General features: G+C 67.6%; 9 protein-coding genes. 6 read left to right on the top strand and 3 right to left on the bottom strand.

Going from position 1 to position 12624, the window contains the following annotated elements; all coding sequences use genetic code 11:
- Positions 1-44: 44 nt before the first annotated feature.
- Positions 45-1703, bottom strand: a complete 1659-nt coding sequence (locus H1Q64_RS34045) for a reprolysin-like metallopeptidase (RefSeq protein WP_330874630.1) — start codon at positions 1701-1703, stop codon at positions 45-47.
- Positions 1704-2386: 683 nt separating this feature from the next.
- Between H1Q64_RS34045 and H1Q64_RS34040 the strand changes: the two genes are divergently transcribed.
- The 6 genes from H1Q64_RS34040 (at position 2387) to H1Q64_RS28575 (ending at position 9669) form a co-directional block, all read left to right on the top strand.
- On the top strand, positions 2387-2890 hold the full coding sequence (locus H1Q64_RS34040) for a septal ring lytic transglycosylase RlpA family protein (RefSeq protein ID WP_330874628.1): 504 nt from the start codon (positions 2387-2389) through the stop codon (positions 2888-2890).
- Between the two features lie 137 nt (positions 2891-3027).
- The gene (locus H1Q64_RS28595) at positions 3028-3438 is read left to right on the top strand and encodes a hypothetical protein (RefSeq protein ID WP_237907271.1); all 411 of its coding nucleotides are present in this window, start codon (positions 3028-3030) and stop codon (positions 3436-3438) included.
- 122 nt (positions 3439-3560) lie between these two features.
- Positions 3561-5270, top strand: coding sequence for a sensor histidine kinase (locus H1Q64_RS28590; protein WP_237907270.1), 1710 nt, complete (start codon positions 3561-3563; stop codon positions 5268-5270).
- Positions 5267-5986, top strand: coding sequence for a two-component system response regulator BtsR (btsR, locus tag H1Q64_RS28585; RefSeq protein ID WP_237907269.1), 720 nt, complete (start codon positions 5267-5269; stop codon positions 5984-5986). Before H1Q64_RS28590 ends, btsR begins: the two co-directional genes overlap by 4 nt.
- A gap of 388 nt (positions 5987-6374) precedes the next feature.
- Positions 6375-8186 (top strand): carbon starvation protein A, encoded by a 1812-nt coding sequence (locus H1Q64_RS28580; RefSeq protein ID WP_237907268.1) that lies wholly within the window; start codon positions 6375-6377, stop codon positions 8184-8186.
- 229 nt (positions 8187-8415) lie between these two features.
- Entirely contained in the window at positions 8416-9669 is a 1254-nt protein-coding gene (locus H1Q64_RS28575; RefSeq protein ID WP_237907267.1) for an MFS transporter, read from the top strand.
- A gap of 7 nt (positions 9670-9676) precedes the next feature.
- Here the strand turns inward: H1Q64_RS28575 and H1Q64_RS28570 are convergent, their stop codons facing one another.
- Both H1Q64_RS28570 and ngg read right to left on the bottom strand, forming a co-directional pair.
- A complete protein-coding gene (locus H1Q64_RS28570; protein ID WP_237907266.1) occupies positions 9677-10837 on the bottom strand; it encodes an osmoprotectant NAGGN system M42 family peptidase in 1161 nt (386 codons plus the stop codon).
- A 16-nt stretch (positions 10838-10853) separates the two neighbouring features.
- Positions 10854-12620, bottom strand: coding sequence for an N-acetylglutaminylglutamine synthetase (gene ngg / locus H1Q64_RS28565; protein ID WP_237907265.1), 1767 nt, complete (start codon positions 12618-12620; stop codon positions 10854-10856).
- Positions 12621-12624: the final 4 nt, after the last annotated feature.

Below are 12624 nucleotides of genomic sequence, written 5' to 3'. Positions count from 1 at the left end.
GCGCGGCAGTCGATCCGGCCGTTTTTTCGAACGGCGGAATGCGGTCAGCCGATCCGGAAGGCAAGATAGCTGTCGGTCCCCACCTGTCCGGGCATGGAGAGCAACCCGCCGGGGGTCTGTCCGTTGAAGGTCAGGCTGAGGTCGGTGCCGCCATTGCCGTCCAGGTCGATTCGCGCGGTGACCCCCTGATAGCCGGTGGCGCCCGCCAGATCCTCCCAAGTCAGTTTGGAGAGGGTGTCCGTCCAGCCCCAGGCGACGACCCATTCCGCCGATTGCAGGTCGGTGATGGTGGACCACGTGACGCCTTCGCCCCGCCCATCGACGTTGAAGGTGTCCGTGCCGGCTCCGCCGGTCAGGAAGTTGGAGCCCGTGCCGCCGTCCAGCACGTCGTTTCCGCCTCCGCCCTGCGCGGCGTCGTTCCCGCCGAGCAGATTCATGAAATCGCCCTGGTCGCTGCCGACCACCGCTTCCGCGGCGGCCGTTCCCAGGAACTGGTTTTTCAGGCCGGCGACCGGGCCGGAATAGGCGGCCATCCGCACCTCGTAGCTCATGGCGCCATCCTGAACGATGGCGCGCTGGTCCGACGCGGCGCGGGGCAGGGCGGCCGCAGCCTCCTGCCGGGTGACCGTGCGGTCGGCAAAGACCAGCCGTTCGATGTCGCGCAGCCGGTCGGTGCCGCCGGCCCCGGTGACCGTCAGCTCCGCTCCGCTCCCCAACGGATCGCTGGTCACGAACGCGTTGGCGGAGGGGAAGTTGTAGAAGGCCGTGTTGGTGCCGGTTCCGCCGTCGAGAAGATCGTCGCCGCCTCCACCGGCCAGCGTGTCGTCCCCCGCGGCACCCATCAGCGTGTCGGCAAAGGCCGAGCCGGTCAAGCGGTCGCCAGCCGATCCCCCGATGACGGTCTCGATGCGGGTTCCGTAGCCGACGAAAAACTGGTTCTGGGCGAGAATCGAGGAGGCCTGCGCCGAGAACCATCCCCAGCCGCCCGTCAGGTCGACAGTGACAGGAACGTCCGCACCCGCAGCGGACAGGGTGTCGTTGCCCCCGCCGTCCCAGAGGTAGCGTCCCGACGCCCCCGGTGTCAGGAGATACAGGTCGTCGCCCGAGCGCACGGCGGGGTTGGGACCGTAGAGGCGCTGGATCGCGGCGACGTCATAGACGCCCAGCCCGCCGGGCCAGACGCCGTAATAGGACATGATCGTGTTGGTCCGGTTGTCCTCGGACGGAGGCAGGAAGGGCGGGGTGCCGCTGCCCGTGCCGTTGTAGTCGCCGGGATGCTTCAGGCCCAAAGCATGGCCGATCTCGTGCACATAGGTGCGGTAGCCGGCCGATTCGGGGTCGAGGTAGATGTAGGAGCCCGCCGGGTTGGGGTAGTAGGCCATGCCGGAGGCGCCGAAGGCGTCGAGCTGGCTCATGTGGAATTGCAGGTTGGCGGTCATCGGCGCCGCCGTTTCCACGAAGGCGAGGTTGGCGACGGCGCTCCACTCCCCCATCGCCTGCAACGCCATGGCCTTCTGGCTGTCGTTGAGGGGACGGAAGCCGGGCACGTAGCGGATGCCGGCATCCACAACCCAGCCGTAGGTCAAGCTGTAGGGCGCCGTCGCGGCAATGTCCGGCGGTACGCCCCAGCGGCGCCCGCTGTCGAACGCTCGGACGAACAGCGGGTCGCCGACGCCGCCCGTCGTCCGGCCGGCCGTTTCCATCGCCGGGCCTGAAACGTCATCGAAGCCCGAAACGTCATTGAGGGTTGATCGATCATCGCCGAGCCCGTCCCCAATTTCGCCAGGGCCGGGAATCCGAAACTCACTCATGTCCGCGCACTCCGTTTGGGTGGACCGGTGTTTCGCTAAATTCGTTCGGAATTTCGATGATGTTTGGCGAAAACGATCGGAGTCGTCTTTCAATCAGTCAGTATTTATGACAAGACGTTTGTCCGTGTTCAATGGAACAGACGGCATCATCAGCATTGGGCGATGGAAAATTTCCAACGGATTTTCAGTATCTTGTGGGGGTTCCGGGAAATTCCTTCCACGCACTCGCGGGCCTGCGGTCACGCCGGGTTATACGCTGAGGATGACTGGTGGGATTTCCAGGATGGACAAAAATTCAATCGCCGCAAATGAAACACACAAACCGGCTCGCGCCCGTCATGATAAGGTCAAAGTAAAATCGTTAAAGAATATTAAGGCGCAATCCTGTCACAGCATAGGTGTGGATTCGCGGATTGACAGGATGGAGAGATTCCGCAACCGTTGCCGCAGAACAACAACAGGGGAGAAAAAGAGTGCGGTATGGCTGTGTTGCGCTCGCTATCTGTGCTGTTTCTGTTGGGGCATGTTCGACTGGTGCACAGATTGCCTCCGTCCCGCCAGTGCCGCAGGACTCAATGCTGCAGGACGTCGAGTTTGAGGAAAACGCGGCGCCGGTCGTTTCGGATATCGAACCGGTTTATGTTCACAAGGGGAAGGCGTCCTACTACGCCGATTTCTTCCATGGCCGGACCACGGCGTCGGGGGAACGATTCAGCCAGAACCGGCTGACCGCCGCGTCCCGCCGGCTTCCCCTGGGCAGCCGGGTGACGGTGACCAACGCCGATAACGGACGCAGCGTCGAGGTCGTGATCAACGACCGCGGCCCCTACGTGAAGGGACGGGTGATCGATCTGTCGCGGAAGGCGGCCAGCGAACTGGGCATGATCGAGGACGGCGTGGTGAACGTGCGCGTTGAAGCCCGGCCCTCCGACCAGCCGAACCGCTCGCTGCGGCACCGATTGGAGCAGATGGTGGCCGCGCTTTACCCCGACCGCAAACCGGCGTCCGAACCGCCTGTGACGGTGGCCGAACGGCCCGAACCGGATTTGACCGGCACGGACCTGGGCACGGCCGAATAGCGGAACCGCGTCCCGTCCGACGCTTCCCACCCAAACGTACAACGCGCAGGCTTCCGCCCAACGGGCGTGGCGCCACGAGGGCCGCCGATGCGTCCCCGCGGGTGACGGAGCCGTGCGCGCAGAGGAGGTTCCAACCCATGCTGAAACTCGTGATCCGCGACACGCATCACGCCGCCGGCCTGTTCCTGGAGCAGGTGGACAACGTCCGCCAGCTCATCGCCGAGTTGAAGGCGCTGAAGCGCGTTCCGTCCGCCTCGCTTTATCTGGAAGGGCTGGCCGAACGTTGCCTGCGGCGCGGCTGGACGGTGATTCCCGCCGATCCGCTGATCCGCGGCTGCACGTCGCGCACCCACATCGTCGAGCTCCACCTCGACCCCAACCAGCCGGGCGCGCCCTTCGTCGGCATCTACGAGCCGGGGGAGGACGGCACCCCCTGCCGGCGCCTGCACGATTCCCTGGAGGGGCTGGCGAGCCGCCTGCGCCTGCCGCCCGCCAACACCGGCACCGTGCCGGCAACGGTGCAGCAGGCCCCCGCGCTGGCTGCCTGAGGCCATCGAAGCGGCCCGGGGGCTCCGGCCGCATCCATTGATTGGAATCATACCGCGGCAGGGCGGGTGGGGGTAGCCTGCGGGCCGGCAATCCCGCCGCCCGCCACCCGCCGTCCGCCCCCATGACCGTCGAGCATCTCAGCCTCGTCTTCCTGCTGCTCCAGCAGATGTGCGTGTATCTGGTCATCGCGTACATGCTGAGCCGGACGCCGCTGTTCCTGCCGGTGATGCACCTCACCGTGCGCTGGCCGCATAAGCTGGCCTGCTACGTCATCTTCTCCATGTTCTGCGTCATGGGGACCTATTTCGGGTTGCAGATCGACGATTCCATCGCCAACACCCGCGCCATCGGGGCCGTGCTGAGCGGCATCCTGGGCGGGCCGTCGGTGGGGCTGGCGGTCGGCTTCACGGGCGGGCTGCACCGCTACTCGCTGGGCGGTATGTCGGCGGTGGCCTGCGCCATTTCCACGGTGACGGAGGGGCTGATCGGCGGTCTGGTGCACCGCCACTTCGTCCGCCAGGGCCGGATCGAGCCGCTGTTCGACCCGCTGCGGGTCGGCGCCGTCACCCTGGTGGCGGAGGTCGCGCAGATGCTGATCATCCTGCTGGTGGCCAAGCCCTTCCCGGCGGCGGTCCATCTGGTCGAGGTGGTGGCGCTACCGATGATCGTCGCCAACACGCTGGGGGCGGGGCTGTTCATGCGCATCCTGATGGACCGCCGCGCCCTGATCGACAAGCAGTCGAGCGCCTTCTCCGCCAAGGCGCTGAAGATCGCCGCGCGGGCCGACGGCGTGCTGCGCCAGGGCTTCAACGAAGAGAACAGCATGCGGGTCGCCCGCATCATCTACGAGGAGACGGGCGTCGGCGCCGTCGCCATCACCGACCGCGAGAAGCTGCTGGCCTTCATCGGCGTCGGCGACGACCACCATCTGCCGGGCACGCCGATCACCTCGCCCCAGACCTATCAGGCGATCGCCAACAACCAGGTGCTCTACGCCGACGGCAATCTGGTCTCCTACAAATGCTCGATCCACCCGAACTGCCGGCTGGGCGCCTCGCTGGTGATCCCGTTGGTCGGGGAGGATGACCGAGTGATCGGCACCGTGAAGCTGTACGAGCCGAAGACCAAGCTGTTCTCCACCATCAACCGCACGCTGGGGGAGGGCATCGCCCGGCTGCTGTCCAGCCAGATCCTCGCCGGGCGCTACGAACAGCAGAAGGCGCTGCTCGCCCAATCGGAGATCAAGCTGCTGCACGCGCAGGTGAACCCGCATTTCCTGTTCAACGCGCTCAACACCATCTCCGCGGTCATCCGCAACGACCCGGAGCGGGCGCGCCAGCTCGTGCAGAGCCTGTCGGTCTTCTTCCGCAAGAACCTGAAGCGCCCCAGCCAGGAGGCCACGGTCGCCGACGAGGTGGAGCATGTCAGCGCCTATCTCCAGATCGAGCTGGCGCGCTTCACCGGGCGCCTGTCGGTGGAGATCGACGTGCCCGACGCGCTGCGCCACGCCCGGCTGCCGGCCTTCCTGCTCCAGCCGCTCGTCGAGAACGCCATCAAGCACGGCACCTCGCAGCTTCTCGGCCCCGGCCATGTCCGCATCGCGGCGCGGCGGGAGGGCGGCGACCTGCTGCTCGCGGTGGAGGACAACGCCGGACTCTACGAGGAAAAGCCGGGCGGCGACGGGCTCGGCATGTCCATCGTGGACCGCCGCGTCCGCAACCGCTTCGGCAATGGCTACGGGGTGGATGTCGTCTGCGAGGCCGACGTCTTCACCCGCATCACCCTGCGCCTTCCCCTGGACATCCCTGCCGTTGCGGAGACCGCGCCATGATGACCGTCCTGATCGTGGACGACGAGCCGCTGGCCCGCGAGGAATTGCGGCGCCTTCTGGAGGAGTTCCCCGACCTCCAGGTCGCCGGGGAATGCGCCAACGCCATCGAGGCCATCGGCGCGATCAACCGCCAGCCGCCCGACGTGGTCTTCCTCGACATCCAGATGCCGCGCGTCAGCGGGCTGGAGATGCTGAGCATGCTCGACCCGGAGCGGATGCCCCGCATCGTTTTCCTGACCGCCCACGACGAATACGCCGTCCAGGCCTTCGAGGAGCACGCCTTCGACTATCTGCTGAAGCCGGCGGACCCGGCCCGGCTGGCCAAGACGCTGCAACGGCTGCGCCGCGAGCGGGCGCCGCAGGATCTCGCCGTACTGAAGGACGCCGCCCCGCTGCGGCTGATCCCCTGCACCGGCCACAACCGCATCTCCCTGTTGAAGCTCGACGAGGTGGAATGCGTGGCCTCCAAGGCGAGCGGCGTCTTCGTCGTCGACGCCGACGGCGAGGAGCGCTTCACCGAGCTGACCCTGCTGACTTTGCAGGAGCGCACCCCGCTGGTGCGCTGCCACCGTCAATATCTGGTCAACCCCGACCGCATCCGGGAAATCCGCCTGATCGACAACGGGCTGGCGGAAATCCAGACGCTGGGTGGCCAGAGCATCCCGGTCAGCCGCCGCTTCCTCGGCCCGCTGAAGGAGCGGCTGGGCATCGGATGAATGTCCTTGTTCCCTCTCCCCTCTGGGGAGAGGGTTAGGGTGAGGGGGGTGCGCGTGGCGGTGCGTCCGGCAAAAGCGCAACCCTCTCACCGGCTCTCAGCGGATGCCAGAGGCATCCGCCTGCCGCCGTCAGCGCTGGCCTTTGGCCAGCGCGAGAGGCCCTGCGGGCCACCCTCTCCCCGCTATCGGCGGACCGAAGGTCCGCCTGTCGCGTCAGCGCAAACTTCGTTTGCGCGTGAGCGGAGGAGAGAGGGTTTATAAAATCCTCCCACCGCTCACCCCCGCTTTCCGACCGCTCGCCACGCCATGGCGCCGCTCCGGGGAGAGCACCACACGGAGGATGAAACCCGGCCTACCGTGACGGCAGTTCCTTCCAAGGAGAGCTGTCATGGATCACGCCCTAACATTTGTGATCGCGACACTCTGCATCCTCGCCCTCTGCTACCGCTTCTACGGCGTGTTCTTTGTGCGCAAGGTGCTCCGTGCCGATGATTCCGAGGTGACGCCGTCCCACATCCTGGCCGACGGGCGAAACTATGTTCCCACCAAGAAGTGGGTGAACGCCGGCCAGCATTTCGCGGCGATCGCCGCCGCCGGCCCGCTGGTCGGCCCCGTGCTGGCCGCGCAGTTCGGCTATCTGCCGAGCTTCCTGTGGCTGCTGATCGGCTGCGTCATCGGCGGCGCGGTGCACGACACGGTCGTGCTGTTCGCCTCGATGAAGCACAAGGGCCAGTCCCTGTCGGAGGTCGCGAAGGCCGAACTCGGCCCGGTCGCCGGCTGGTGCACCGGTCTGGCGATGCTGTTCATCATCACCATCACCATGGCCGGCCTGTCGATGGTCGTCGTCCATGCGCTGGAGCGCAACGCCTGGGGCGCCTTCGCGGTCTTCATGACGATCCCGATCGCCGTGGCGCTCGGCCTCTACGAGAAGATCACCGGCTCGTCCAAGGGCGCCACCCAGGTCGGCATCGCCGCCATCGCCGCCTCCGTCTTCGCCGGCCCCTACATCCAGGGCACGGTGCTGGGCAACTGGCTGACGCTGCACGCCGAGACGGTCGCGCTGATCCTGCCGATCTACGCCTTCTTCGCCACGGCGCTGCCGGTGTGGATGCTGCTGACCCCGCGCGGCTACCTGTCGAGCTTCATGAAGATCGGCGTGTTCGGCGCGCTCGTCGTCGGCGTCGTCTTCATCAACCCGGAAATCCGCTTCCCCGCGCTCACCGATTTCATCCATGGCGGCGGCCCGGTGCTGGCCGGCCCGGTGTGGCCGTTCATCTCGATCACCATCGCCTGCGGCGCCATCTCCGGCTTCCACGCCTTCATCGGCTCGGGCACCACGCCGAAGCTGATCGACAAATGGAGCGATATCCGCACCGTGGCCTTCGGCGGCATGCTGGCCGAATGCGTGGTCGGCGTCATGGCGCTGATCGCCGCCACCTCCCTGCACCCGGCCGACTATTTCGCCATCAACTCCTCGCCCGCCGCCTTCCAGGCCCTGAACATGCAGGTCGTCGATCTGCCGCGGCTCAGCCAGGAAATCGGCCTCGACCTCTACGGCCGCACCGGCGGTGCTGTGACCCTGGCCGTCGGCATGACGGAAATCTTCACCCGCATCCCGTGGTTCGGCACGCTGGCTTCCTACTTCTTCCAGTTCGTCGTGATGTTCGAGGCGGTCTTCATCCTGACCGCCGTGGACAGCGGCACCCGCGTGGCCCGCTACCTGATCCAAGACCTGGGCGGCGACCTCTATGCCCCGCTGAAGCGTCTTGACTGGGTCCCCGGTTCGATCGCCGCGAGCGTGCTGGCCTGCGTGGCCTGGGGCTACCTGCTGACGTCGGGCGACATCAACTCGGTGTGGGCGCTGTTCGGGGTGTCGAACCAGCTCATGGCCTCGGTCGGCCTGATCATCGGCGCCACGATCATCCTGCGCCTGGGCCAGAAACGGGTCTACATGCTGACCTGCCTCGTCCCGCTGGCCTACCTGTTCGTGACGGTGAACTACGCCGGTTACTGGATGATCACCAACGTCTATCTGAACCCGCTGGCCAAGGGCTACAACGTCTTCAACGCCAGCATCTCGATCATCATGCTGTCGCTGGGCTTCGTGATCCTGATCGCCGCCCTCAAGAAGTGGAAGGAACTCCTGCGCATCCGCAAGGACACCCTGCCTGAGACGCTGATCGCCACCCCGGCGGAATAGCCGGACACCGGGCAAGCCGCCCGGAGACGATCAAGCGCTCAACCGGAAGAGGTATCGCTGCTCCCCCAGCGGTACCTCTTCTGCATTTCTGTGGAATGGCTGGGACGCCACCGAATCCGCGAATTACAAGGGTTGATTCGCCATCCGGCGGGTGCCATCCAAGGGCCGGCGCCGTGGCCTCCGGGCTGCGGCGCCGGTTTTTCCGTGAAAGGAACAGGTGGTCGGACACATGCCGCAGGTTGCACGGTCGGTACTCTCGCTCCTGCTCGGGGTCGCATTCCTGATGCTGGGCAACGGCGCGCTCAGCACGCTCATCGGCCTGCGGCTGGCCGGCACGGAGTCCGGCGCGGTCGCGGTCGGCCTGATCACCGCGGCCTTCTACACCGGGCTGACCGGCGGCTCGCTGTTCGCCCACCGCGTCATCACGCGGGTCGGCCACATCCGCGCCTTCGCCGCCTTCGCCTCCGTCCTGTCGGCGGCGGCGCTGTCGCACGCCCTGTTCGCCGCGGTGCCGCTGTGGACGGTGCTGCGGCTGGCCGAGGGCTTCTGCATGGCCGGCCTCTACATCTGCATCGAAAGCTGGCTGAACGGCACCGCCAACAACGAGACGCGCGGGCAGATCCTGTCGCTCTACATGGTCACGCTCTACGCCGCCTCGGCGGTGGGCCAACAGCTGTTGCAGTTGGACGACGCGGCGGGCGTGCGCATCTTCATGCTGATCGCCATCCTGCTGACGCTCGCCCTGGTGCCGGTGGCGCTGACCCGGACCACGCCGCCGACCCTGCCCAACGTCGAATCCTACGGCCTGCGGCGGCTGTACGAGGCGTCGCCGCTGGGCGTCGTCGGCGTCTTCATCAGCGGAACGGTCACCGGCTCCATCTACGGCCTCGCCCCGGTGTTTGGCGCGGCCTCGGGCTTCGGGGTGTCGGGGACGGCGCTGTTCATGAGCACCTTGATTTTGGGCGGGGTGGCGCTGCAGTGGCCGCTCGGGCGGCTGTCCGACCGCTTCGACCGGCGCGCCGTCATCATCGGCCTGTCGGCGGCGCTGGCGCTGGTCAGCGTCGGCATGATCCTGGCGGAGGGCAGCGGGCGGCAGGAGACGCTGCTGCTGGTGGCGCCGCTGTTCGGCGGGCTGGCCTTCACGCTCTACCCGGTCTGCGCCGCCCACACCAACGACCACGCCGGGCCGGACAATGTGGTGTCGGTCAGCGGCGGCCTGATCCTCGCCAATTCGGTGGGGGCGATCATCGGGCCGCCGCTGGCCTCGGCGGCCATGGGCTTCGCCGGGCCGGAGGCGCTGTTCGGCTTCATCGCGGCGGGGGCGGGCTCGGCGACGCTCTACGGCCTGTGGCGCACGCGGATGCGTCCGCCGCCGCCCGCCGAGGCGCAGGCCAGCTTCCGTCCGCTGCCCCAGACCACGCCGACCGTCACCCCGCTCGACCCGGTGGGGCCGCCGCGGCCGGAATTGGCGGCTGGGGATTGAGGCGGCTTTACTCCTCGACTTTCGCCGGTGCGGTGGGCTGCCAGGGGAACGCGCCCATCGGGCCCATGCCGACGCGGTCGCGCGGGATGGCCACGTCGCTCTGCATGTAGAGCGCGATCAGCTCGGCCAGAGAGCGCAGGGAGTCGGCGTGGATGCGCTCGTAGCCGTGGGAGCTGTCGATGCCGAAGCAGACCAGCGCCGTGCGGATGTCGTTGCCGGCCTCGATGGCGGCGGCGCTGTCGCAGCGGTAATAGCGGAAGACGTCGCGCTGGTGTTCGATCTCGTGCTGCTGGCACAGCGACAGCAGCTTGTGCGTCAGGTGATAGTCGAAGGGACCGGTGCTGTCGGCCATGGCGACGGTGACGCCGAATTCGCGGCTGTTCTGCCCCATGGCGGTGGTGCCGTTGTCGATGGTCACCATCTCCGCCACGTCCTTGTGCAGGACCGACGAGGCGCCGGAGCCGACCTCCTCGGAGATGGTCAGCAGCAGGTGGCAGTCCACCGGCAGCGGCAGCTTGGCGTCCAGGACCGCCTTGGCGGCGGCGAAGATCACCGCCACCCCGGCCTTGTCGTCGAGATGGCGGGAGTTGATGAAGCCGCTGGCGTCGAATTCCGCCTGCGGGTCGATGGCCACGAAGTCGCCGACGTTGAAGCCGTGGAACTGCAATTCCGCCAGGGTTTCGCAGCGGGCGTCCACCCGGATCTCCAGATTGGTCCAGGCCACCGGCTGGGTGTCGATCTCTTCGTTGAAGGTGTGGCCGGACGCCTTCAGCGGCAGGATGGTGCCGCGGTAGCTGCCCTTGTCGGTGAAGACGGTGCAGCGCGCCCCTTCGGCGAAGCGCGCCGACCAGGTGCCGATGGGCACGACCTCCAGCCGGCCGTTGGCTTTCAGCATCTTCACCTGGGCGCCCAGCGTGTCGAGATGGGCGACCACGGCGCGGTCGGGGCTGTACTGCCGCCCGGCCAGATCGGCGCGGATGGCGCCGCGCCGGGTCAGCTCGAAGGGGATGCCCAGACGGTGCAGCTCGTCGCCGCAGAAATGCACGATCTGGTCGGTGTATCCGGTCGGGCTCGGGATCTCCAGCAGGCGGCGGAGAAGGCCCGTCAGATAGTCCATGTCGATGACGGGCCGGACGATTCCGGTCCGCGTCAAGGCTGCCTGCTCCATACCACCTCCTGAACGGTCACGCCCGCGGATCGACCGCGGAGTAGGGGAAGAGAAGATCGAGGAAGCGTTCGGCGGTCGGCTGCGGTTCGTGGTTGGCAAGACCGGGCCGCTCGTTCGCCTCGATGATCGCGTAGTCGGACCCCAGCAGGTCGGGGATCAGCAGATCCAGGCCGACCACCGGAATGTCGAGCGCGCGCGCCGCCTCCACCGCCGCCTCCACCACGCGGTGGTGCAGGCGGTCGGTGATGTCGTGCAGCGTGCCGCCCGTGTGCAGGTTGGCCGTCTTGCGCACGGCCAGCGTCTGCCCCTCCGGAAGGACCGAGTCCATGGAGAAACCGGCGTCGCGCACGCAACGTTCCGTCTCCTCGTCCATCGGAATGCGGCTTTCGCCGCCGGTGGCGGCGGCGCGGCGGCGGCTCTGCGCCTCGATCAGCTGTGAGATCGTGCGGTCGCCGGTGCCGACGATTTCCGCCGGGCGGCGCACCGCAGCGGCGACGACGCGGTAGTCGATGACCAGGATGCGCACGTCCTGGCCCTGCACGAACTGCTCCAGCAGGACCGTGTCGCAGATCTTCTTCGCCTTGCCGACCGCCCAGGCCAGCGTCTCCGCGTCGCGCACGTCCACGGTGATGCCCTGGCCCTGCTCGCCGCGGGCGGGCTTGACCACGACGCTGCCGTGGCGCTCCAGGAAGGCGGCGTTGTCGTCCATGCCGGCGGCGGTCATCTGGTCGGGCACCGACAGACCGGTCCGCAGCAGCGTGCGCCGGGTCACCGCCTTGTCGTCGCAGCGGAACAGGGCCACCGCCGAGGTCAGCTCGCTGAGGCTTTCGCGGCACAGGATGCTGCGCCCGCCGAAGCTGAGGCGGAACAGGTTGGACTCCGCGTCCACCACCTCCACCCCGATGCCGCGGCGCCGGGCCTCGTTGATGATGATCATGGCGTAGGGGTTGAGGCTGGCCTCCACGGCCGGGCCGGCGAACAGCTTCTCGTTGATCGGGTTCTTGGTCTTCAGCGCGAAGACCGGCACCCGCCGGAACCCCAGCTTCTCATACAGCGCGATGGCGTTCGCGTTGTCGTGCAGGACCGACAGGTCCATGAAGCTGCGCCCACGTTCCTTGAAATGCTCCGCCAGCGCACGGACCAGCGCCTCGCCGATGCCGGGATAGGCCGCCTGCGGATCGACCGCCAGACACCACAGGGAGGAACCGTTCTGCGGGTCCTTGAAGGCGCGGACATGATCCACCCCGGTGACCGAGCCGATGACCGCCCCGCTGACCGGATCGGTCGCGATCAGATGGGTCAACACGCGGCTGTCGCGCTCCAACCAGCAGAATTCCGGGTCCATGGTGACCATGCCGCGGGCGCCGTAGATGCGGTTCACGGCATCGACGTCTTGGCGGCCGCGCAGCGTTTCGATGGTGAAGCCGCGCGTCTCGCCGCCGGGCCGAAAGCCGGCCAGCCGCAGGCGGTAGGTGTGGGAGGGGTCGAGGAACAGCTCGGTCGGCGCCTGGGACAGCGCCACATGGGGATCCTCCAAGTACAGCGCGATGTCGCGCCGCCCCGGCCCCTCCTGCCGCATCGCCGCGATCAGCTCGCCGACGTCGGGAAAGGTGTTGGCGAACAGCAGGCGGCCCCAGCCGCAATTCACCACCGCGCGCGGCGTCGGCCCAAGCCCGGCCCCCGTCCGGCGGTTCGGGCGCGGCGAGTCCTCGTCCATCAGGGCGGAGACCAGGGCGCGTTCGATCCGGAAAGGCGTCTGGGTGCGATTCTGCATCGTCATCATGCGG

It is taken from the genome of Azospirillum brasilense, from assembly GCF_022023855.1.
GTDB lineage: Bacteria > Pseudomonadota > Alphaproteobacteria > Azospirillales > Azospirillaceae > Azospirillum > Azospirillum brasilense_F.
Note: the sequence above shows the minus strand (reverse complement) of the source record. Positions and strands in the feature narration are given on the sequence as shown.